Genomic DNA, 21,671 nt, shown 5'->3' on the forward strand with positions numbered 1-21,671 from the left:
AGCGGAGCGTACTTTTGGGTACGTGAGCACCGGCCTACGCCGGCCGTAGCGTTAACTGCCACGACCGCTCATGAGTGCTTTGGCCGGCGAAGGCGGGAAGCGCAGGAAACCGCCGTTTGCAGGCCGGCATCACCTGAATATCGACACACCTTAGCGCGACTTGGTGTTCAGTTCCCGGTTGGCCGTATAGTCGATGGCAAAGGTGTCGGGCGCGAAACTGACGCCCTCCTTGGTGTTGAAGATCATCACCGTCGTGTCCTTGCCTTGCGCATCGGTGATGGTCCACTGCCGCAATTCATAGGATTTCGGATCGAACATCATGGTGATCTTCGAATTGCCGAACACCGATTTGTCGGCAAGCTGGATGGTGGTGAGATCGTTTTCTTCCTTGACGCTTCTGACGCGTCCGCCCGACAGATCGATCTTGTCGTCGAGCAGCAGCTTCAGCGGTGTCTTCGACAGCGGGTAGAGGTCGGAGGTCCGCAGCTTCTTGTTGAGGATGACCACCGACTTGCCGTCGGAAATCACCCTGAAATTCGAGGCGCCGTCATAGTTGAAGCGGATCTTGCCCGGCCGTTCCAGAAAGAACTTGCCGCCGGTCTGCTCGCCCTTTGGCCCGAACTGCACGAACTCGCCGCTCATCGATTTGACCGAGGAGAAATGATCGGCGATCTTCTGCGCCGTCGCCGGAACCGCTGCTTGCGCCGACGCCAGCAGCTGGAAGCCGGGCACGACGTTGACGGCCGCGGCACCGGCCAGGACCAGACCGAGGCCGAGCACCTGTCGGCGGGTTGGGGCGAAATCCCTGCTTGGGGCGAAAGATGCGTTTTTCATGCCGGTCACCATCATCTGATTGCTTGCTCGTTATATTGGTCTGGCCCCCCAGTTGGGCTTAAGTTTGGCGGGCGCGCAGCGCTCATCCGTTGCAACGCGCCGAGAGGTTCAAAGTTGCCGGCGCGGATGCGCTCTAGAACTTGTCGTCCTCCGTCGGCACCAGGATTTCGCGTTTTCCGGCATGGTTGGCCGGGCCGACAATGCCTTCCTTCTCCATCTTCTCGATGATCGAGGCGGCGCGGTTGTAGCCGATGCCGAGCCGGCGCTGGATGTAGCTGGTCGAGGCCTTGCCGTCGCGCAGCACCACCGCGACCGCCTGGTCGTAGGGATCGTCGGAATCCTCGAAATTGCCGCCGTCGCCGCCGCCATTGCCTTTGCCCGATGGCTCATCATCATCCTTGTCGTCGTCCTCGGTGATGGCGTCGAGATATTCCGGCACGCCTTGCAATTTCAGATGCGCGACGATCCTCTCCACCTCGTCGTCGGAAACGAAGGGACCGTGCACGCGCTGGATGCGGCCGCCGCCGGCCATGTAGAGCATATCGCCCATGCCGAGCAGCTGTTCGGCGCCCTGCTCGCCCAGGATGGTGCGGCTGTCGATTTTCGATGTCACCTGGAAGGAGATGCGGGTCGGGAAGTTGGCCTTGATGGTGCCGGTGATGACGTCGACCGACGGCCGCTGCGTTGCCATGATGACATGGATGCCGGCGGCGCGCGCCATCTGCGCCAGGCGCTGCACTGCGCCTTCGATGTCCTTGCCGGCGACCATCATCAGATCGGCCATCTCGTCGATGATGACGACGATGTAGGGCATCGGCTCGAGGTCGAGGTTCTCGGTCTCGTAGATCGCCTCGCCGGTCTGGCGGTCGAAGCCGGTCTGCACGGTGCGCGAGATCCTTTCGCCTTTTTTCTCGGCCTGCTGCACGCGCGCGTTGAAACCGTCGATGTTGCGGACGCCGACCTTCGACATCTTGCGGTAGCGGTCCTCCATCTCTCGCACGGTCCATTTCAGCGCCACCACCGCCTTCTTCGGATCGGTGACCACCGGCGTCAGAAGATGCGGGATGCCGTCGTAGACCGAGAGCTCCAGCATCTTTGGATCGATCATGATCAGCCGGCAGTCCTGCGGCGTCAGCCGATAGAGCAGCGACAGGATCATGGTGTTGATGGCGACGGACTTGCCCGAGCCGGTGGTGCCGGCGACCAGCACGTGCGGCATCTTGGCGATGTCGACGATGACCGCCTCGCCATTGATGGTCTTGCCCAGCGCCAGCGCCAGCTTGGCCTTGGTGGTCTCGAAATCGCGGCTGGCCATGATCTCGCGCAAATAGACGGTCTCGCGCCTGGCGTTCGGCAATTCGATGCCGATGGCGTTGCGGCCAGGCACCACGGCGACACGGCAGGCGATGGCGCTCATCGAGCGGGCGATGTCGTCGGACAGGCCGATCACCCGCGACGATTTGATGCCGGGCGCGGGTTCCAGCTCGTAAAGCGTGACGACCGGACCCGGGCGCACATGGATGATTTCGCCCTTGACGCCGAAATCCTCCAGCACGCCCTCGAGCAGGCGGGCGTTCTGCTCCAGCGCGTCCTTCGACAGGCTGGCGTCGCGCACCACGTTCTTCGGTTCCGACAGGAAATGCAGTGACGGCATCTCGAATTTTTCCGAGCCGATCAGCGAGGTCTGCGCCTCGCGCTGGACCCGGGCGCCGGGTGCCGGCCGCGGCGCCGGCGCCTCGACGCGTGTCGCCGCATCGGAACGGAAGTTCTGCACCTTCGCCGTCGGCGCGGCGCGGCGTTGGCCGGCCGGCTCGGGCGCGAAATCCATGTCGTCGTCATTGTCGTCGTTATCGAAGACATCGGCATCGTCGGGGTCGATCGAGGCACTGCGGTCGTTGACCATGGCGGCGAAGAATTCCGGCTCGACGCGGGCGCGCCCGCCCGGGCTCATCCGCGCCTCGGCGAACTCGGCCGATTCGACCCGTTCTGCCGCCCGCCGCCAGGCGCTGGCCCGCGGCTCCATCTCCGGCTCGAAATCGTCGCGCTCGCGCCGGCGCGCGGCGCGGCGACGCAGATAGGCCCGCAGCGACAGCCACCAATGGGTGATGGCGCCAAGCGCCAATATGCCTTCGTCGCCCTCGTCCTCTTCATTGTCGAAAAGCAGGTCGTCCTGCGGATCGGCAGCAGTGGGCTGATCAAGCACGGCAAAGCCGTTCTTGCGTGAAATCAGCGCCGAACCATACAGAAACAGCCCCAGCGCCGGTGCTGCAAGGAGCACGGCAAGCACGCTGGCGACGAGGCCGGTCGGATAGCCGCCGATGACCAGGCCGGGAATGTTGAGCACCATGTCGCCAAAGACGCCGCCGAGGCCGGTCGGCAGCGGCCAGGTCTTGGGCGGCACCACGCAGCCGGCAATTGCCGCGCCAAGCAGCGAAAACCCGAACCAGGCCAGCGCCCGTTTCGGCAGCCGGTCGACGCCGCGCGCGGTAAACAGCAGAAATCCCCAGATCACCGCCGGCACCAGCGCCGCAACGGCGGCAAGTCCGAAGAACTGCATGGCAATGTCGGAAAAGACGGCGCCGGCATAACCCATTGCATTGGTGACGATATTATCGGTGGCGTGCGAGAAGCTCGGATCGGCGACGTTCCAGGTGGCAAGGGCGGCGACGCCGAAGCCAACCAGAGCAAACAGCCCGGCACCGACCAGCCGCCCGACCTGGCGCCTCGCGAACGCCCGGATGCCGTGCCCCGTATCGGCCAGCGCAAGCGGTGCTGAAGCCCCTGAACGCATGCTCTTCCTCGTCTGTCGTTGCCCGGCCGGGCGCGGACGCGCAACACGGCAGATTCGGCTGTCAGACTAGCGGCGGGAAGGTTAAGGGCGCATTAACCATGGGCAGTCTGCGTCTGCGGAACGGGCGCAGGATGTCACGCCTGACTTCCTGTTCAAACGCGGCGGTGATCCTGCGACAGGCATTGGCAACCACGCTGACTCGGCGAAAATGGCGGGCACGCTGGAGCCGCTGCGGCCGATGTTTCACGCCGCCGACGGATCGAGCACCTGATCAGGCGATTGTGATCGAGCCGTCACGGCCATCCGCGCACAAAAAAGAGGCCCGGAAGATTTCCGGGCCTCAAGGCGTGAGCCCTTGCGGGAGCATCACGACGGGATGGGACGTCGCGAGGCGGCCGAGGCCGCCCCGGACGAGCTTACGGGTGATAGGCCACTTCGCCGTGCGAGGTGAGATCGAGCCCTTCGCGCTCTGCATCGGCTGTCGGACGCAGGCCGACGATCAGGTCGACGATCTTGTAGAGGATCGCGCTGCCGATACCCGACCACAGGATTGTCACCAGCACACCCTTGAACTGCGACAACAACTGGGTGGCCGTGCCGGCGTAGCCGGCGGCGAAGTCGGCTGTCGAGTAATCGACGATGCCGGCGCCACCGAGAGCGGGATTGACCAGGATACCGGTGCCGAGCGCGCCGATGATGCCGCCGATGCAGTGGATGCCGAAAACATCGAGGCTGTCGTCGTAGCCGAACTTGTTCTTCACCACCGAGACGAAGAAGTAGCAGACGCAAGTGGCGACGAGACCGAGCACGATGGCGCCCATCGGTCCGGCAAAGCCGGCGGCAGGTGTCACGGCGACGAGGCCGGTGACAGCACCCGAAACGGCGCCAAGCATGGATGCTTTGCCGCGCAGCAGCGTTTCAAGCACGATCCAGGTCACTGCCGCCGCCGCCGTGGCGACAAACGTATTGACCATGGCCAGCACGGCATAGGCGTTCGCTTCCAGGTTCGAACCGGCATTGAAGCCGAACCAGCCGACCCACAGCAGCGAGGCGCCGACCATGGTCAGCGTCATCGAGTGCGGCGCCATGACGTCCTTCTGGTAGCCGATACGCTTGCCGATCATCAGCGCGCCGACAAGGCCGGCAATGCCTGCATTGATGTGAACGACGGTGCCGCCGGCGAAGTCGATGGCGCCGAAGCCGAAGATGAGACCCGACGGATCGCTATAAGCGCTCGGGCCGCCCCAGAACCACACCATGTGCGCGATCGGGAAATATACGAAGGTGACCCAGAGGATGGTGAAAAGGATCACGGCGGAGAACTTGATGCGTTCGGCGAAAGCGCCGACGATCAGGGCAGGCGTGATGCAGGCGAAGGTCATCTGGAAGAGAACGAACACCAGTTCGGGAATGGCCACGCCCTTGGTGAAGGTTTCGGACACCGTCGTCACGTCGACGCCGGCCAGAAACATCTTGGAAAGGCCACCGACGAAGGCGTTGCCGGGGGTGAAGGCCAGGCTGTAGCCGTAGAAAACCCAGACGATCATGACCACGCTGGTGATGGTGAAGACCTGCATCAGCACCGACAGCATATTCTTGGCGCGAACCAGGCCACCGTAGAAAAGGGCAAGGCCGGGAATGGTCATCAGCAGCACCAGAATAGTGGAGATCATCATCCACGTCGTGTCGCCCTTGTCGACGGTGAATGCCGGCGCCGCTGCCGGTGCTGCCGGAGCCGCTTCCTGCGCGAACGCAGCAACCGTGCCCAGTGCAGCGAGAGCGAGCGAGCCCAAAACGGCCGCGCGTCCCGTTAACTTCAAGGTGGAAGGAATATTCATTGAACTCTCCATTGGAATACGTGTCCGCGGCTCAAAGCGCGTCGGTGTCTGTTTCGCCGGTGCGAATGCGCACCGCCTGGTCGATGCCGAAGACGAAGATCTTGCCGTCGCCGATCTGACCGGTCTTGGCCGCCGCGGTGATGGCTTCGACGGCCTTGTCGACCATGTCGACGGCGACCGCGACTTCGATCTTGATCTTCGGCAGGAAGCTGACCGCGTATTCCGCCCCGCGATAGATTTCCGTGTGCCCCTTCTGACGTCCGTAGCCTTTTACTTCGGTGACGGTCAGGCCTTGGATGCCGACTGCGGTGAGCGCCTCGCGCACCTCGTCGAGCTTGAACGGCTTTATGATTGCCATCACGATCTTCATAAGGTTTCACCCTTTGCTGTTGCGGGTCCCCGCGTTTGCACGACTTCGCCGATCCCCATGAGAGCCGGAGAGTGCCCGCTAGGATTCAAGCTCCGTGCCAATTGCCGAAGCAGGGTGTTAAGCTGTTGTTAAACAACGAAATCGGGAAGGTTTGTCGGCTGCCTGTTCACAGTTGCGTCAATGCAAATGATTAAAAAATAGGCAAAATTCGAAAAATGCCTACTCGGCAGGCGGCCGCTTCAGCCGGATGAGTCCTTCTTGGGCAACCGAGGCGATCAACGTGCCGTCGCGGGCAAATAGCGAGCCGCGGGTAAAGCCACGCGATCCTTGCGTCGACGGGCTGTCCTGCGTGTACAGCATCCAGTCGTCGAGCGGGTGGCTGCGATGGAACCACATGGCGTGGTCGAGGCTCGCTGCCTGGATGTCGCGATCGAAAATGGCGCGGCCGTGGGCAAAAGTCGAGGTGTCGAGCAACGTCATATCGGAGAGGTAAGCGAGCACGGCCGCCTGCGTGGCGCGGTCGGCCGGCACCGGGCCGGTGGTGCGGATCCAGATGTTCTGCTTCGGCTCGAGCTTTTCCCGGCTCGTGTAATGCTTCAGCATCACCGGCTTCATCTCGATCGGCCGGTCGCGCTCCCAATAGCGCTTGATGCCGTCGGGCACGGCTTCGCCGAACTTGCCCAGCAATTCGCGCTGCGACAGCAATGTGTCGGGCGCCGGCACGTCCTGCGGCATCGGCACCTGATGTTCCAGGCCGACCTCATCCTGCTGGAATGAGGCTTCCAGCGAAAAGATCGCCTGGCCGTGCTGGATCGCGACGACGCGGCGCGTGGTGAAGGAGCCGCCGTCACGGATGCGGTCGACCTCGTAGATGATCGGCACCTTGGTGTCGCCCGGTCGCATGAAATAGCCATGCAGCGAGTGCACATGGCGCTCGGCCTCGACCGTTCGCTGCGCGGCGACAAGCGCCTGGGCGATGGTCTGGCCGCCGAAGATGCGCTGCCAGTCGAGCTTGGGGCTGCGACCGCGATACAGGTTGTGTTCCAGCTGCTCGAGGTCGAGAATGCCGAGAAGCTCGTCCATGGCTGCCGTCATCTTGACCTCGCCGCAAAATTACCATGGCGGTTTCCGACAGGAACAGCGGGCAGTCAAGGGCGGAATGCCCGGCGACAGTCAGGCTGCGAAAGGAATTGCCATCGTGGACAGCAAGAATTCGCTCGACGTTCTGGTCGCCGGCGCCGGCTATATCGGCCTGGCCGCCGCCGTGTCTCTGAAGCAGGCGCGGCCGAGCCTCGCCGTTGCCGTCGTCGACGCAGCACCCGCCGGCGTCTGGCAGAAGGACGGCCGCGCCTCGGCGATTGCAGCCGCCGCGTGCCGCATGCTCGACCAGCTCGGCGTCTGGAACGAGATCGCGCCGGAGGCGCAGGCGATCACCGAAATGATCGTCACCGATTCGCGCACAACGGATCCGGTCCGTCCGGTGTTCCTCACCTTCGATGGCGAGGTCGCGCCCGGCGAACCCTTTGCGCATATGGTCGCCAACAAGGATTTGAACGGCGCCTTGCGCCGGCGCGCCGAACAGCTCGGCATCGGCATCATCGAGGGCGTCGCCGTCAGCGCCTTCGATACCAACGGCGCCGGCATCACCGTGCATCTTGCCGATGGCGCGACGCTTAAGGCGCGGCTGCTGGTCGCCGCCGACGGCGTCAACTCGAAGCTGCGCGACATGGCCGGCATCAAAACGGTGAAATGGGAGTATGGCCAGTCCGGCATCGTCTGCACGGTGGCGCATGAGCGGCCGCACAACGGCCGCGCCGAAGAGCATTTTCTTCCGGCCGGCCCCTTTGCCACGCTGCCACTCAAGCCGGGCAAGGACGGCACCAACCGTTCGTCGATCGTCTGGGTCGAACGGTCGCAGGATGCCGAAAAGCTGGTCGCAGGCGACACCCTGGTCCTGGAGTATGAGCTCGAGCACCGCTTTGGCCTCAAGCTCGGCGAAATCCATATCGCCGACAAGCCCCGCGCCTGGCCGCTCGGGCTGACCATTGCGCGCGCCTTCGTCGCGCCGCGCATCGCCTTGGCCGGCGACGCCGCCCACGGCATCCACCCGATCGCCGGCCAGGGCCTCAATCTGGGCTTCAAGGACGTGGCGGCACTTGCTGAGGTGGTGGTCGAGGCCGACCGGCTCGGCCAGGACATCGGCGCGCTCGACGTGCTTGAGCGCTACCAGCAATGGCGGCGCTTCGACACGGTGCAGATGGGCATCACCACCGATGTGCTGAACCGGCTGTTTTCCAACGATTTCGGCCCGCTGCGTACGTTGCGCGACGTCGGTCTTGGCCTTGTCGAACGCATGCCGCGGCTGAAGGGGTTCTTCATCCGCCAGGCGTCAGGTCTGTCCGGCGACACGCCGAAGCTGTTGAAGGGTGAGGCGATCTGATCCATCTCACAGACATGCCAGGATGTGTTGAGATTCAGGTCAGGCCGAGCCGGAGTCGAAGACGGGGCGCGAAGCGACCAACAGTGGCTTCCGAGAACCGGAGCGGAGCGTGCGTTTGGGTACGTGAGAATAGGAAGCGCAGGAAGCCACCCTTTGCAGGCCGGCATCACCTGAATATCAGCACACCCTAATTGACCTCGAAACCGAGCTTCTGGCGCAGCCGGAGCATGCGCTGGTCGGAAATCTGCTGGCTTTGCCCGCCGACTTCCGTGACACGGCTGACCATCTGTAGCAGATCGTTCCTTTCAGCCGCGTCGAGGCGTTCGCGCAGAAACGGTGCCAGCTTGTCGATGACGACCGTGGCATCGTCGATTTGCGAGGCCGCCCATTTGGCGTAGATCACCGCTTCATCGGTCTGCTTTTTGTCGGCAATCTCCGAGATCACCGATCGAATGGCAGCTTCGCGTTGCGGCAGCACCGGACCATGCTCGGAAACAATGGCGGTGATCAGCGTCGCCGCCGCCACGACCGGATCGTCGATCGCCGTCAACGGCGAGAGCGCCGCCTGCTTGCGCAGTTTCTTGCGGCGGACATTGCCCTGGACGCGGCCAACGACGTCGGCAACCTCACGCGCCGCGTCGTTCATGGTCTTCAGCCGGTACCACCAGAACGCCGCTGCCCCCAGCAGGCCGATTGCAGCAATCAATATATGCATGCCCAAGATCCCCAATCTCAGGCGACGATAAGAGAAGTGTCGTTTCGCTTCAACACGCAAAAGTTGCGTCAATTGAAGAAATGAAAGCCTGCGCCAGTCGCCGGCCGCCGACATCTCTACGACCCCGGCACATTGTAGATCGCCCGCACCTCGATCGTGCCGATTTCTGCCAGCGGAATGCCGCCGGCGATCTCCAGCGCCTCGTCGAGGTCCCCGGCCTCGATCATGACGAAACCGAGCAACTGCTCCTTGGTCTCGGCGAAGGGGCCGTCCGTGACCAGCCGCTTGCCTTTGCGCCGGCGCACGGTCTTCGACGTCTGCACCGATTGCAGCGCCTGCGCGATGATCAGCCGGCCGCTTTGCGCCACCGACCTGTCATAGGCCAGCGAATCGGCGTCGAGCTTGGCCAGCCTCGCAGGCGTCATTGCGTAGAGATCGTTTTCTTCGCCGTAGACCAGGCAAACGTATTTCATCTTTACCTCCATTCCTGGGTTGAAGCGGCAGCCGAGGCTAAGGAAATCTCGGCCGGGCCTTTGCCCGCTGTATGATCGAGCCCCGCTGCATAATCCAGAAAGGACACCGCAATCCCGATAATGGCAATCGCCGCAAGCAGCCGGCCGAAGCCGGAAGGCGGCAGGCGCGACCAGTCGGCTTGTTGTTCACCGGCCCTGTGGCTGGTGTTTGTCCAGTGAGCAGAAAACAGATTGTTCATGTGATCCTCCATCCAGCCACCAATTCCATGGCCGCCCGCAGGACGGCCGGGACAGATGGAAGTCGACATTTTTGCACGCATATTTTTTTCGCGATTTTTTTCCCGAGCGATTTTTTGCTTGACCATGATGTGTCACGCTGCCGCCGATACGAAAGCGCGGGTGGCCTTCGCTCCAGCGCGCGCTATAGTCGACTGGATGCCGATCACGGGCTCAATCACGACAATCAAGGAGGAATTGATGGACCGCACCGCCAACGCCGTTTGGAAAGGCAGTTTCAAGGAAGGCAAAGGCACGCTCGAAACCCAGAGCGGGACGCTGAAAGGTACGCCCTATTCTGCCAAGATGCGTTTCGAGGACGAGAGCGGCAAATCCGGCACCAACCCGGAAGAGCTGATCGCCGCCGCCCATGCCGGCTGCTACGCCATGCAGCTTTCGCATTTCCTCGCCGAGAACGGCACTCCGGCTGCCGAGCTCGACGCCAAGGCCGTGGTAACGCTGGTCCCCGGCACCGGCATCACCGGCAGCGCGATCACGCTGGTCGGCAAGGTGCCGGGCATCGATGCCGCCAAGTTCAAGGAACTGGCCGAAAAGGCCAAGGCCGAATGCCCAGTCTCGAAAGCGCTCGGCGCCATCAAAGTATCGCTCGACGCCAGGCTCGGGTGAGCCGTAAGCAAACCTGCATCGAACAGCCGGTCGATGATTGGCGACAGCATAGCGGCCATCCGATCTCCCTTGCGGGGGGCTGGCAGGATAGAGGGAAGATCGCGGCTTTATTCCAGCTTGGGTTGCTCGCCCCACGACAGTGGGGAGAGGTGTCTCGGCGAAGCCGAGACGGAGAGGGGAACCGCGCTCTATGAAGGCCCCCTCTCCGGCCGCTTCGCGGCCACCTCTCCCCCGCTTCGCGGTGGGCGAGGAACCCAGTCTTGAGAGTCGGGGGCCTCATGGGCTCCCATCATGCCCGGGCGTAACCCAATGTCAGTTCTTTAAGGCCGCAGCGCGCACGTCCGACGGCGTCGCGTCATAGCGCCGGCGGAACGCCCGGTTGAAATAGGAAAGGTCGTTGAAGCCGGCATCGAAGGCGATTGCCGTGATGCTGCGGTCGGCATGAGAAGGATCGCCCAGCATGCGATGCGCGCGCACTAGCCGCTGGCGTAGCATGAAGTCCGACAGCGACGTGCCTTCGCTCTCGAACAGCTTTCGCACATAGCGGGCGCAGAGATGGTGGCGGGCGGCGATGTCTTCCGCCGACAGCTCGCCGTGCCCGCCATGGGCGAGGATATCGGCCTTGATGGCGCGCAATCGCGCCACCCGCACGCCGCGGCCACGCGCGATTTCGGCCGCATCCCTGGTCGCCCCCATGGCAAGCGCGGCAAGGTCGAAAATGTGAGTCGCGGCCAACTGCCAGGTTTCCGGCGTCAGCGCATCGTCTGCATCCTGGATCGACTGGACATAGTCGAGCAGCAGCCGCATCGCCCCGCTCGTGGTCGGCAACGGCTACATAAGCACCGAAGCCGGATCGCCGATCAGCGGCGAAAGCTGCCTCAGCGAGAAGCTCATATTGACGAAGCGCATGCCGCCCGGCTGGATGAGGTTGAGGCCGACCTCTTCGCCGCTCATCATCAGCGCCCGGCCGTTGCCGATCGTCCTCGCGGCCGCGATGCTTCATGACGCTCGCGCCATCGAGCGCCGCCAACAGGATGAGGTCGTCGCTGTCGATCAGCGGCATCGAGTGATGCGCCCGGAATTCCGAGGAAGTGCCGGTGGCAATGCCGAGGCCGGGCAGCGCACGCACTTTCATGTCGACACGCGTCGGTGCGAGTGGATCGAGCTCGACCTTGAGGACCGTGCGGCCGTAGACCTCGCGCATCACCTCGACGCGATCCTGCTCCGGAAACGCGTCCGTCATCAGCCTGAACGAGGTCGTCGCATTCATCGGCATCCCCAGCCCGAGAGCGCGCTGATATGCGCCGAGCCCCCTAAAACGTCAATACAGGGCCGTTTAGGCCGTTTTTAGGGCCGTCTCGTCCAAGCCGGCTTGTTCTCATCGGACGTAGTTTGCAGCCCGTTTCCAAAACCGGAAATCCATCGGCAATGACCACCACAAGGGGGTTCGATGTATCACCTGCAACTGCTCAGGACGCTGTCGGCGCTCGCCTCGGCGGGCTTCAATCCGCGCGTCTATCTCCTGTCGCTTGCGCTCGGAAAAACCGCCACCGATCATCGCGACCTGAAGCTGCCGCCGCGCATCAGGGAGCGTCAGCCATGAGCCTGCGATATGCTTTTTTGGCGGCGCCGATGCTGTGCCTTGGCCTTTCCGGCTGCGTCGGCCTCAATCCGATTTCCGCGGCTGTCTGCCTCGGCGGCATGGCGGCGGCAAACTCCATCGGCATGGCGCAATCGGGTGTCATCAGCCCGCAGGAGCAGGCGAAATATGCCGGCATGTCCTGTGCCGAGTTGCGGCAACAGACCGCCGGCTACGAGGAGGCCAGGAACCATGGGCCTTCGCCGAAGAAATATGGCAGCATGGCACCCCCCGGCAAGATGGCGATCGTCAACAATGTCATAGCCACGCGGCTTGCCCATCTGCACAAGCTTATCGCGAACAAGGAATGCTGACCGGCTCCTCACCCGCGCGCCTGGCGGTTTTTGTCACACTGGCGGGCCTGACCGGTTGCCTGGCCGTCGGCCCGGTCGATGCCGCCGGCCAAGGCAAGGGGCGGACAGCCCGTTCGCGCCAGGGCTCGATACCACCAGCACTTGTCGGCAAATGGGGCTTTGCAGTCGCCAGCGGCGATTATTGCACGACGCTCGGCCATTGTGCGCCGGGCAGCGGCGGCAGCATCTCCTTCACCTTCAGCGCCAACGGGCGCACGCAATATGCGCTGTTCGAATCCTCGCTGGTCGACGGCTGCGGCCAGATCCAGTCGCTGACGCTGAAGACGGGCACGACGACCGTGCACGGCTCGACGCTGGTCTTCACGCCTAAGGCCGGAACCTACAAATCCGTCAATGGCTGCCGGCCCGATCTGACCGGCACCTGGAAGTTCGGCGCCGGCGACCTGAAGCCGGTCTCGCTGAGTTGGCAGCTGAATGGCCGGCAGTTGCGGCTGGTCGATCCGGGGGGCGAGGCGAGCGGCGTCTACAGCAGGAGGTGAGGTCGCGATTCAGTGCCCCTCGCCGGCCAGCGCGTCGAGGCGGGCGCGCAATGCCGCGACCTCCTGCTCGAGGGCCTGCACGCGCATTTCCAGATCCGAGGCCGGCAAGGGCAATTGCTGGGGCGCCGCGGCAGCCGACAGCTGCACCGGCCCGCTGAGCAGTTGGACATAACGGTCCTCGCGCTGGCCCGGGCCGCGGTCAATCTGCTGCACCAGCGGCGGCCTGCGGCCGATCAGCAGGTCGAGATTGCCGCGAAGCTCCTCGATCGACGGCAACCGCGCCAGGCGCTCGCTTCGCGCCAGCAATTCATAGGCGGTCTGCGGGCCGCGCAGCAACAACAGGCCGAGCAGCGCGATCTGCGCCGAGGTCAGGGAAAAGCGCTGTGCCACGACATGCTCATAGCGCTCGACGCGCGACGCGAACACCTGCCTGACGAGGCCCTTCTGCTCAAGCTGGCCAAGCGCCCGTCTGACCTCGGCAAGCTCGACCGACATCACCGGCTCGCGCGCCGTCTTCTGGTTGGCCGCCGCATGTGCCGCATTGAGCGTCAGCGGATAGACGTCGGGCGTCAGCTCCTTCTTCTCGATCAGGCAGCCGAGCACACGCGCCTCGATGGGGGAGAGGATGGGAAGGTCGGAATCGGTCATTGGAGCGGCTATCCTTCTGAGGCCGGAGGAACAGCACCCCCCTCTGTCCTGCCGGACATCTCCCCCGCAAGGGGGGAGATCGGCAGCTTCAACGCTGTGCGTCCATTCTTGCAATGGTGGAGATTAGCGAAAGCCAAGATGACGGCCAATCTCCCCCCTTGCGGGGGAGATGTCCGGCAAGACAGAGGGGGGCGCGAGGATCGCTACGGACAACACGATCGGCAAAGCCGATCCCCCCTATACCCGTCGCTCCACCATCATCTTCTTGATCTCGGCGATCGCCTTGGCCGGGTTGAGCCCCTTGGGGCAGGTCTGGGCGCAGTTCATGATCGTGTGGCAGCGATAGAGCCGGAACGGGTCTTCGAGATTGTCGAGCCGCTCGCCCGTCGCCTCGTCCCTGGAATCGATCAGCCAGCGATAGGCCTGCAGCAGCGTCGCCGGGCCGAGATAGCGCTCGCCGTTCCACCAGTAGCTCGGGCAGGAGGTCGAGCAGCAGGCGCACAATATGCACTCGTAGAGCCCGTCGAGCTTTTCGCGGTCCTCATGGCTCTGCAGCCATTCCTTGGCCGGCTCGGGCGACACCGTCTTCAACCACGGCTCGATCGAGGCGTGCTGGGCGTAGAAATTGGTGAGGTCGGGCACAAGGTCCTTGACCACTTGCATGTGCGGCAGCGGGTAGACCTTGATCGCGCCGGAAATGTCGTCGCAGCCCTTGGTGCAGGCCAGCGTGTTCGACCCGTCGATGTTCATGGCGCAGGAGCCGCAAATGCCTTCGCGGCAGGAACGGCGCAGCGTCAGCGTCGGGTCGATCTTGTTCTTGATCCAGAGCAGCGCGTCGAGCACCATCGGCCCGCAATCGTCCATGTCGACGAAATACGTGTCCATGCGCGGGTTCTCGTCATCGTCCGGCGACCAGCGATAGATGCGGTATTCTCGCAGATTGGTCGCGCCCTCCGGCTTCGGCCAGGTTTTTCCGGCCATGATCTTCGAGTTTTTCGGAAGCGTGAGTTCGACCATTGGGGACCTCTAGAAAAGCCCGAGAAATCTCTTGCGCGGAACGACGCTAGGACGATTTGGCGCAATGACCTCGTTCACACCGGCGCGATCAAGAAGCGGGGCAAGCGACTCCACTCCCTTGTTCAGAGCAATCATAAGTTCGTCCGCGTAGAGCGGCAGGATGCAAAAGAAGTTGATCTTGTTGCCGTCCTTTGTCGGAAGGGTGTTCGATCCGGAAATCCAGCAGATGTTCGCGTCAACTAGCAAAGATGCGCAAAGCCTGGTGCTGGAATGGTACGGTTCCCGCGACTCTGCCGACACGAATGTATGCGACGCCCAAACCCATGAGCCATACTCATGCGGCAGACGAGCCAGGAACTTGAGAAGGCGAATCGGCCAATACTTCGCTCCCTCCTTCAGTTGATCTTCCGGAACCATCCCATCTTCGGATGCTTTAAACCAATCGGCTGGCAGCACGATGAACAGTTCGGCGAACTCGAAGTCAGATCGCGGTTGAAGGCCCTCGGGAACATTCATCGGCAGATCGCTCATGCCGCTGGTAACGAAGGTCCAGTTGTTGCGATTGTCGTTCGGAGGAAAAATCAAAATATCGAGATGAATCTTGTCCGACAATATCTCGTGGAATACCCCGGCTTGCTGACCCAGGAAACCTCCCAGAAAGGGCTCGATCTCTTCAATGTACCGACCAGCGTAAAGAGGCGCGTGCCAATCGCCGGCATCATCGGCCTTGTGCCTATAAATGCGAGCACCGCTGGGCAACTGCTCGCCCATCAATACACCCTGGCCTTCGGCGCGATCTTGGCCGGATTGATGCCGCCGTCTGCTTCCTTGAGCAGCGTCTCGGTGTGCACGGGCCGGTAGGTGAGCGCCACCTCGCCGGCCTCGTTGAGCCGGGCCAGCGTATGCTTGCGCCAGTTCGCGTCGTCGCGCGCCGAAAAGTCCTCCCGCGCGTGCGCCCCGCGGCTTTCCTTGCGCGCTTCGGCGCCGTAGACGGTGGTGATGGCGTTGGCCATCAGGTTTTCCAGCTCCAGCGTCTCGACCAGGTCGGAGTTCCAGATCATCGAGCGGTCGAACACCTTGACGTCGCCGAGTTCACCCCAGATCTGCGAAATGCGCCTGCAGCCGCTTTCCAACGATTCCTGGGTGCGGAACACCGCCGCGTCCTCCTGCATCGCCTTCTGCATCTTTTCGCGCAAAACCGCTGTCGGCGTCGAACCGTTGGCGTGGCGCAGCCGGTCGAAGCGGTCCATGATCTTTTCGACCGAGGCTTCGTTGGGCGACGGGATCGCGACGTTGCGGTCGATCACCTTGCCGGCCCGGATCGCCGCCGCACGGCCGAACACCACCAGGTCGATCAGCGAATTCGAACCCAGCCGGTTGGCGCCGTGCACCGAGGCGCAGCCGGCCTCGCCGACGGCCATCAGCCCGGGCAACACCTGGTCCGGGTTCAGAGCGGTCGGGTTGAGCACCTCGCCCCAGTAATTGGTCGGCACGCCGCCCATATTGTAATGGACGGTCGGCAGCACCGGGATCGGTTCCTTGGTCAGGTCGACGCCGGCAAAAATCTTTGCCGACTCTGAAATACCCGGGAGCCTTTCGTGCAAAACGGCCGGATCGAGATGGTCGAGGTGGAGAAAAATATGGTCCTTCTTCGGGCCGACGCCACGGCCTTCGCGGATCTCCAGCGTCATGCAGCGCGAGACCACGTCACGCGAAGCCAGATCCTTGGCTGACGGCGCGTAGCGTTCCATGAAGCGCTCGCCCTCGGAATTGACGAGATAGCCGCCCTCGCCGCGCGCGCCCTCGGTAATCAGGCAGCCGGCGCCGTAGATGCCGGTCGGGTGGAACTGCACGAACTCCATGTCCTGCAGCGCCAGGCCGGCGCGTGCGGCCATGCCGCCGCCATCGCCGGTGCAGGTATGCGCCGAGGTGGCCGAGAAATAGGCGCGGCCATAGCCGCCGGTCGCCAGCACCACCATCTTGGCCGAAAAACGGTGGATGGTGCCGTCGTCGAGGTTCCAGGTGACGACGCCGGTGCAGGTGCCGTCCGGCTCCATGATCAGGTCGAGCGCGAAATACTCGATGAAGAACTGCGCATTGTGCTTCAGCGACTGACCGTACAGCGTATGCAGCATGGCGTGGCCGGTGCGGTCGGCGGCAGCGCAGGTGCGCTGCACCGGCGGCCCTTCGCCGAAATTCATCATCATGCCGCCGAACGGCCGCTGGTAGATTTTCCCGTCCTCGGTGCGGCTGAAGGGAACGCCGTAATGCTCGAGTTCATAGACCGCCGCCGGCGCCTCGCGCACCATGTATTCCTGCGCGTCGGTATCACCCAGCCAATCCGAGCCCTTGACCGTGTCGAAGAGATGCCACTGCCAGTTGTCGGGGCCCATATTGGCGAGCGAGGCGGCGATGCCGCCCTGAGCGGCGACCGTGTGCGAGCGCGTCGGGAAAACCTTGGTGATGCAGGCGGTGCGCAGGCCCTGCTCGGCCATGCCGAGCGTGGCACGCAGGCCAGCACCGCCGGCGCCGACGACCACGACGTCGAATTTGTGGTCGACATAGCTATAGGCGGAAGCCGTATTGGCGTTCTTCGCGTCCTTGGCCAAAAATCAGCCTCCAAATGCCAGTTTAAGCAGGGCGAAGACCGAAGCGACGCCGACGACTACGGGAAAGAATGTGTTGAGCGCGAGCAGCGCCAACCTGGTGCCCTCGCCATGCACATAGTCTTCGATGATCGCCTGCATGCCGAGCCGCATGTGGTAGAGCACCGACAACAGCACCAGCGCCAGCACCAGTGCCACGAACGGATTGGCAAGTGCGGCGCGCACCTCGAGATAGCTGGCGCCGTTGAGTGCGATCAGGAAGCCGACGAAGAACAGGACCAGCGGGATGTTAGAGATCGCCGTCAGCCGCTGGCGCCAGAAATGACCGGTGCCCTCGCGGGCCGAACCCAGGCCGCGGACCTTGGCCAGCGGCGTGCGCATATCGGTGTTTTTGCCTGTCATGTCAGGCTCCCCCGCGCCATGTAGCCGGCGATCCAGATCAGCAGCGTCAGCGTGACCGAGCCGGCCAGCGTCGCCCAGGCGATCCTCGAGGCCGTATGCTTTTCCAGCCCTGCCCCAGTGTCCCAGATAAGATGGCGCACGCCGCCCAGCATGTGGTGCATCAGCGCCCAGCTGTAGCCGAACAGCACCAGCCTTCCCAGCCACGAGCCGAAGGCCCAGTTGACGGCATTGAAGGTCGCCTCCGAGCTCGCCGCCGCCATCAGCCACAGCGCGACGAGAAGCGTGCCGAAATAGAGCGCCCCGCCGGTGATGCGGTGGACGATCGACATGGTCATGGTGATCGGCGGCCGATAGACGGTCAGGTGCGGCGAAAGCGGCCGTTCACGTCTGGTAAATTCGCGGGTGGCTGGTGATTTGCTCATGGCTCCCCCAGTTCGGCGTCTCTGGAGCCTCAGGTGGAAATGCGGCATTGCCGCTTCCGGTTGCGACTTCGGACAGCCGGTTTCTAATGCTCTTTTTGCACCGCGTCAAAGCCGGAAAACCGTTTTGAAAACGTAATTTAGTCTGATGAAAGCGAAGGTTTCAGCTTCAATCGATTAGGGCTGTGGCCTTGAGCCGGCACAATGTCGCTGCACTGCAAAATATGGCTGCCGCACCGGGTCGATCAGCGTTTACAGGCCAGCGGTGAGGCAGCGCCCTTCATCACCAGCGCGTCACGCCCGTCGATCACGATTGCGTCATGCGCCTCGCCGTAACGGCTGGTCTGATTGGCCGGTGAGGCCGGCAGCTCGGCGCTGGTGCCGTCCGGGCTGAGCACACGCACCGACGTGCCGAGATTCTCGATGGTCATCATGCTCCCGTCGGCGCATTTGTAGGTCGCCGTGCGCGGCTGCGGTGTCGATTCGGTTGGAGCGATCGCGACAGAAGCGGCCACTGTATTCCCGAGCTTGGGCGCACTGGTCTGCGGCGTGCAGGCGGCGGCAGCCAGCAGCGAGGAGACGGCCAGCGCTATCCGAAACGTGCGGCGTAATCTCATATGCTGCTTCCCCGCGCCTCGAAACCGGCCGCGATGCCCCGGCAAGCCGCCGGATTTCATGCTTTTTAAGTCGCGCTCGATGCCGGCGATGGTGGGAACAAGCATGGCCGAATGATGGCCGGGTGGCCGTTCGAATATTAACCATGTTTTCCGAGACCTCGCGGCAGCGGCGGTTGCCCTCTTAACAAAGGTTAATAAAAGGTTAATTTCTGATTCGAGGAGGCTTGCCTCTCAGCAATGGAGCAGCTCGCCATGCATTCGAATTCAGCAGGATCGCGCCTTCCCTGGTTCCTATTGGCGGCGCTCGCCGTCGGCGTCGTCGCACCGGCATTCGCCGGAACGCGCCATCATGACCGCGTCTATGCCGATTCCTTCGGCAATCTCGTCATCGACAGCGCCGCCGGCTACAAGCGTATCCTCGTTGGCGAGGGCAAGCTGGCCAAGGAATTGTCCGACTACACCAGCGCCGGCCAGCCCGACGTGATCTACGAAAACGAATCGGACGATGTCCGCGACGGCGACTGCTACAGGCCGCCGGTTTTCGTCAAGGGCCGCAGCTATATGTACGGCCTCTCCGACGGCGAAATGCCGGAGCTCAGCCCCTGCCGCTGACGGCCACGTCGCCTTTTGCCACCGCTGCCGGCTGGGCAACAGCCGACCCCACCGAGACACGCACACAATCGCGGCCGCTGCCCTTCGCCTGATAGAGCGCTTTGTCGGCGCGCCGCAGCAGGTCGGAAAAGCTTTCGCCCGAACCAAGCTCGGCAACGCCGAAACTGGCGCTGCAGCGATGATCCGCCGGCAGGCAGTCGATGGGCGTGGCACCGAAGGCGGTACGCGTGCCCTCGGCGAAGAGCCGGGCGGCGGCGAGGTTGGTCCCCGGCAGGAAAATAGCGAATTCCTCGCCGCCGATCCGGCCGGCGACATGATGGTCGGCCGCGGCATCGCGGAGAAAACCGGCAAAGGTCTCGATGACCCGATCGCCGGACGCGTGGCCGTACGTATCGTTGATGCGCTTGAAATGGTCGAGATCGGCAATGACCAGTGCCGCCGAGACAGCCCGCCGCATGGCGTCGCGCAGTGCGATCTCGGCATGGCGCTCGAAGCCGCCACGGTTGAGCAGCCGTGAAAGCGTATCGGTTTCCGATTTCGACGTCGCCTCGGCGAGCACGTCGCGGACCAGGATAGCCAACGTCACCAGCGCAAGCGCCAGGCCGAACACGGTGCCGATAGACTGCGACACCAACGCGTAGCTGGTCTGCGCATAAGATTGCGGGTTGGCGCCCCAGCCGCCAAGCGTATGGGCGATGAAGGGTTTGCTGGCGAACTGCAAGGTGCTGGCTGCCAGGACAGCCATCAGCATATAGTCGAGCCGCTCGCGTCTTTGCTTGGACGACAAGACGATCGTCAGCCCGGTGAATTGCATGGCCGCATAGGGAAACTGGTAGGCCGCCATGCGCACAAAGGATTGACGTTGCAGGTCCTGTACGACGTAGACCGCCACGGTGGCGAAGACCAGGAAGAAGAGCATCGGCGGCCAAGAGCGCGAAACGCCGTATTTATGGGCAAGCCCGCCATTGAAGGCGACGGTAGCGCCAAGGAAAGCGGCAAAGGCTGCAACAACCAGCGGTCGTGCATTGTCGAAGGCAGGGATGCTGAATTCGATGGCGAAATAGGCCATGCCCAGTACATAGCCGAACGCAAGCCAGCGCCCCGACACCCGTCCTGCGTCATAGACGGCGATCGTCATGAAGGCCGCCGCCAGCAGCCCGGCAACGAACAGGTTGATCACCAGGATGAAATTGGCGCTGCCCATTGCGTTTTTGGCACTCCCCGCCGAACAGCAAACCACCGAGGCGCGAAAAAGACGTTAATTCGAGGCCGCCGCTGACGCTCACTGGTCCGATCGGGAAAGAACACCGTTTCAGGCCGCTGATAGGACAGGCACACGCTGTCGCGGCCATTTCTCTTGGCTTTGTAGAGCGCTTCGTCGGCACGGCGCATCAGCGGGTCCAGCCCTTCGTCGCCCGTACGGGCGGCCACGCCGAAGCTCGCGGTCACTCTTGTGTCGGGCGGAAGCCCGTCGATTCTGCCCGCCGAATAGAGCGTGCGAATGGCTTCGGCAAACAGTCTTGCCGCGCCAAGGTCACTGAGCGGCAAGAGCACGGCGAACTCCTCGCCGCCGATGCGGCCGGCAACGCCGCGCGTGCCTGCAGCCGATAGAAGCTTGGCGGCGAAGTCGGCGATGACGCGATCCCCGGCCGCGTGGCCATGCTGAGCATTGAGCGCCTTGAAATGATCGAGATCGGCCAACACCAGCGCAACCGGCAATCGCGCCGTGGCACAGTGCTGCAGGACAAGCATGGCGCGCTCCTCGAAGCCACGGCGGTTGAGCAGGCCCGACAGCGGGTCCGTCAGGGTTTCGGTCTTCAGGGCCTTCATCACATCGAGCGCGGCGGCGCCGAACAGGCAAAGCGCGATAAGCAGCGACAGCAGCGCATGCGACAGCAGTGCCGTCGTCCAATAGGACGAGGAGTAAAGCCCTTCATAGCTGGCAAATGGACCATGCGCGATGACGACGGCAAGGGTCCGCACCAGGAAGTTCAGGCCGGAAAGCAGCGACAGCACGAACAGGATCATTTCCGTCGGGCCGTTGTTGCGCACCACGCGCAGCTCGGCGGCGACAACCAGGCTGATGCCGCCGAAGCTGAAATTGATGGCAAGGATCCGCCAGGTGATATCCGGCCGGGCAAAGAGAAACCATGAGACCGCGGCAAGGCCGCCGGCCGCCAGAATGCCGATCGCTGGATACGGCACGCGCCGCCCGTAGCGCGCGATGACCGCGCCGGCGAGACAGCAGGTCGCGAAGGTGAAGCATAGGATGGACATGAGCTTGGTCGGCGCCATTCCGACCGGCAGCGTGAAATACTGGAGCAGGAAGCCTGCGGCCGAGGCCGAGTAGCCCGCCGCCAGCACGATCAGATATGGACGGTGGCGCTGATAGAACCACAGCACGACAAATGCCGCGCCGAGTGTGAGGGCGATGCCTGGATTAAGCAGCGCTATGAGCAGGCCGGTGTCCAAGCGCTATAACTTCCCCTCGCTT

At 63.3% G+C, this 21,671-nt stretch carries 26 protein-coding genes; 7 read left to right on the top strand and 19 right to left on the bottom strand.

The annotated features are described in order from the left end of the window. Nucleotides 1-150 precede the first annotated feature (150 nt). The 5 genes from NKH37_RS04815 to tesB form a co-directional block, all read right to left on the bottom strand. Nucleotides 151-834: an outer membrane lipoprotein carrier protein LolA gene (locus NKH37_RS04815; protein WP_352481025.1), complete on the bottom strand. Its 684-nt coding sequence runs from the start codon at nt 832-834 to the stop codon at nt 151-153. A 133-nt stretch (nt 835-967) separates the two neighbouring features. After that, nucleotides 968-3,625 (bottom strand): FtsK/SpoIIIE family DNA translocase, encoded by a 2,658-nt coding sequence (locus NKH37_RS04820; RefSeq protein WP_353040824.1) that lies wholly within the window; start codon nt 3,623-3,625, stop codon nt 968-970. Nucleotides 3,626-4,041: 416 nt separating this feature from the next. Then, nucleotides 4,042-5,463: an ammonium transporter gene (locus NKH37_RS04825; protein WP_353004039.1), complete on the bottom strand. Its 1,422-nt coding sequence runs from the start codon at nt 5,461-5,463 to the stop codon at nt 4,042-4,044. 31 nt (nt 5,464-5,494) lie between these two features. Then, nucleotides 5,495-5,833 carry a P-II family nitrogen regulator gene (locus tag NKH37_RS04830; RefSeq protein ID WP_023679755.1) on the bottom strand — a complete coding sequence of 113 codons (339 nt, stop codon included), beginning with the start codon at nt 5,831-5,833 and terminating at the stop codon, nt 5,495-5,497. A 219-nt stretch (nt 5,834-6,052) separates the two neighbouring features. Further along, on the bottom strand, nt 6,053-6,928 hold the full coding sequence (gene tesB, locus NKH37_RS04835; RefSeq protein WP_023722686.1) for an acyl-CoA thioesterase II: 876 nt from the start codon (nt 6,926-6,928) through the stop codon (nt 6,053-6,055). 64 nt (nt 6,929-6,992) lie between these two features. Here tesB and NKH37_RS04840 point away from each other — a divergent pair, with 64 nt between their 5' ends. Continuing rightward, nucleotides 6,993-8,273: a ubiquinone biosynthesis hydroxylase gene (locus NKH37_RS04840; protein ID WP_353004162.1), complete on the top strand. Its 1,281-nt coding sequence runs from the start codon at nt 6,993-6,995 to the stop codon at nt 8,271-8,273. 187 nt (nt 8,274-8,460) lie between these two features. Here the strand turns inward: NKH37_RS04840 and NKH37_RS04845 are convergent, their stop codons facing one another. The 3 genes from NKH37_RS04845 to NKH37_RS04855 all read right to left on the bottom strand — a co-directional run bounded on the left by NKH37_RS04845 (nt 8,461) and on the right by NKH37_RS04855 (nt 9,826). After that, nucleotides 8,461-8,988: a hypothetical protein gene (locus NKH37_RS04845; RefSeq protein WP_023722688.1), complete on the bottom strand. Its 528-nt coding sequence runs from the start codon at nt 8,986-8,988 to the stop codon at nt 8,461-8,463. Between the two features lie 116 nt (nt 8,989-9,104). Next, entirely contained in the window at nt 9,105-9,461 is a 357-nt protein-coding gene (locus NKH37_RS04850) for a YciI family protein (protein ID WP_353004040.1), read from the bottom strand. Between the two features lie 2 nt (nt 9,462-9,463). Continuing rightward, nucleotides 9,464-9,826, bottom strand: coding sequence for a hypothetical protein (locus NKH37_RS04855; RefSeq protein WP_352845337.1), 363 nt, complete (start codon nt 9,824-9,826; stop codon nt 9,464-9,466). A 112-nt stretch (nt 9,827-9,938) separates the two neighbouring features. On the opposite strand from NKH37_RS04855, the gene NKH37_RS04860 reads away from it, so the two are divergent. Continuing rightward, nucleotides 9,939-10,364: an OsmC family protein gene (locus tag NKH37_RS04860; protein WP_352643715.1), complete on the top strand. Its 426-nt coding sequence runs from the start codon at nt 9,939-9,941 to the stop codon at nt 10,362-10,364. Nucleotides 10,365-10,676: 312 nt separating this feature from the next. Here the strand turns inward: NKH37_RS04860 and NKH37_RS04865 are convergent, their stop codons facing one another. Then, nucleotides 10,677-11,171, bottom strand: coding sequence for a helix-turn-helix transcriptional regulator (locus NKH37_RS04865; RefSeq protein WP_353004042.1), 495 nt, complete (start codon nt 11,169-11,171; stop codon nt 10,677-10,679). A gap of 24 nt (nt 11,172-11,195) precedes the next feature. Next, nucleotides 11,196-11,318, bottom strand: coding sequence for a hypothetical protein (locus NKH37_RS04870; RefSeq protein WP_353004044.1), 123 nt, complete (start codon nt 11,316-11,318; stop codon nt 11,196-11,198). Between the two features lie 16 nt (nt 11,319-11,334). Here NKH37_RS04870 and NKH37_RS04875 point away from each other — a divergent pair, with 16 nt between their 5' ends. From NKH37_RS04875 to NKH37_RS04890, 4 genes are all read left to right on the top strand, one after another. Next, a complete protein-coding gene (locus NKH37_RS04875; protein ID WP_353004047.1) occupies nt 11,335-11,715 on the top strand; it encodes a hypothetical protein in 381 nt (126 codons plus the stop codon). 99 nt (nt 11,716-11,814) lie between these two features. Beyond that, on the top strand, nt 11,815-11,967 hold the full coding sequence (locus NKH37_RS04880; protein ID WP_352494070.1) for a hypothetical protein: 153 nt from the start codon (nt 11,815-11,817) through the stop codon (nt 11,965-11,967). After that, complete coding sequence (locus tag NKH37_RS04885; protein WP_353040826.1) at nt 11,964-12,317, top strand: hypothetical protein; 354 nt, start codon at nt 11,964-11,966, stop codon at nt 12,315-12,317. The genes NKH37_RS04880 and NKH37_RS04885 overlap by 4 nt, the downstream gene beginning before the upstream one ends. After that, nucleotides 12,311-12,856, top strand: a complete 546-nt coding sequence (locus NKH37_RS04890; RefSeq protein ID WP_353004050.1) for a hypothetical protein — start codon at nt 12,311-12,313, stop codon at nt 12,854-12,856. The genes NKH37_RS04885 and NKH37_RS04890 overlap by 7 nt, the downstream gene beginning before the upstream one ends. Before the next feature lie 9 nt (nt 12,857-12,865). Here the strand turns inward: NKH37_RS04890 and NKH37_RS04895 are convergent, their stop codons facing one another. The 7 genes from NKH37_RS04895 to NKH37_RS04925 all read right to left on the bottom strand — a co-directional run bounded on the left by NKH37_RS04895 (nt 12,866) and on the right by NKH37_RS04925 (nt 18,565). Further along, entirely contained in the window at nt 12,866-13,504 is a 639-nt protein-coding gene (locus tag NKH37_RS04895) for a YceH family protein (protein ID WP_353004053.1), read from the bottom strand. A gap of 237 nt (nt 13,505-13,741) precedes the next feature. Further along, entirely contained in the window at nt 13,742-14,521 is a 780-nt protein-coding gene (locus NKH37_RS04900; protein ID WP_023722699.1) for a succinate dehydrogenase iron-sulfur subunit, read from the bottom strand. A 9-nt stretch (nt 14,522-14,530) separates the two neighbouring features. Next, nucleotides 14,531-15,292, bottom strand: coding sequence for a suppressor of fused domain protein (locus NKH37_RS04905; protein ID WP_353004056.1), 762 nt, complete (start codon nt 15,290-15,292; stop codon nt 14,531-14,533). Further along, nucleotides 15,292-17,130 carry a succinate dehydrogenase flavoprotein subunit gene (gene sdhA / locus NKH37_RS04910; RefSeq protein WP_353004057.1) on the bottom strand — a complete coding sequence of 613 codons (1,839 nt, stop codon included), beginning with the start codon at nt 17,128-17,130 and terminating at the stop codon, nt 15,292-15,294. The genes NKH37_RS04905 and sdhA overlap by 1 nt, the downstream gene beginning before the upstream one ends. A 3-nt stretch (nt 17,131-17,133) precedes the next feature. Continuing rightward, a complete protein-coding gene (sdhD, locus tag NKH37_RS04915) occupies nt 17,134-17,529 on the bottom strand; it encodes a succinate dehydrogenase, hydrophobic membrane anchor protein (RefSeq protein WP_352845345.1) in 396 nt (131 codons plus the stop codon). Further along, nucleotides 17,526-17,951: a succinate dehydrogenase, cytochrome b556 subunit gene (gene sdhC, locus NKH37_RS04920; protein WP_023722703.1), complete on the bottom strand. Its 426-nt coding sequence runs from the start codon at nt 17,949-17,951 to the stop codon at nt 17,526-17,528. Before sdhC ends, sdhD begins: the two co-directional genes overlap by 4 nt. A 242-nt stretch (nt 17,952-18,193) precedes the next feature. Continuing rightward, nucleotides 18,194-18,565, bottom strand: a complete 372-nt coding sequence (locus NKH37_RS04925; protein WP_353004059.1) for a hypothetical protein — start codon at nt 18,563-18,565, stop codon at nt 18,194-18,196. Nucleotides 18,566-18,817: 252 nt separating this feature from the next. Between NKH37_RS04925 and NKH37_RS04930 the strand changes: the two genes are divergently transcribed. Next, entirely contained in the window at nt 18,818-19,177 is a 360-nt protein-coding gene (locus NKH37_RS04930) for a hypothetical protein (RefSeq protein ID WP_353004062.1), read from the top strand. Here the strand turns inward: NKH37_RS04930 and NKH37_RS04935 are convergent. Both NKH37_RS04935 and NKH37_RS04940 read right to left on the bottom strand, forming a co-directional pair. Next, nucleotides 19,161-20,381 carry a GGDEF domain-containing protein gene (locus tag NKH37_RS04935; RefSeq protein WP_353004065.1) on the bottom strand — a complete coding sequence of 407 codons (1,221 nt, stop codon included), beginning with the start codon at nt 20,379-20,381 and terminating at the stop codon, nt 19,161-19,163. The two genes, NKH37_RS04930 and NKH37_RS04935, sit on opposite strands and share 17 nt — an antisense overlap. After that, nucleotides 20,354-21,649 (bottom strand): GGDEF domain-containing protein, encoded by a 1,296-nt coding sequence (locus NKH37_RS04940; protein ID WP_353040828.1) that lies wholly within the window; start codon nt 21,647-21,649, stop codon nt 20,354-20,356. Before NKH37_RS04940 ends, NKH37_RS04935 begins: the two co-directional genes overlap by 28 nt. Between the last annotated feature and the right edge of the window lie 22 nt (nt 21,650-21,671).

This window comes from Mesorhizobium sp. M1217 (assembly GCF_040318275.1).
GTDB lineage: Bacteria > Pseudomonadota > Alphaproteobacteria > Rhizobiales > Rhizobiaceae > Mesorhizobium.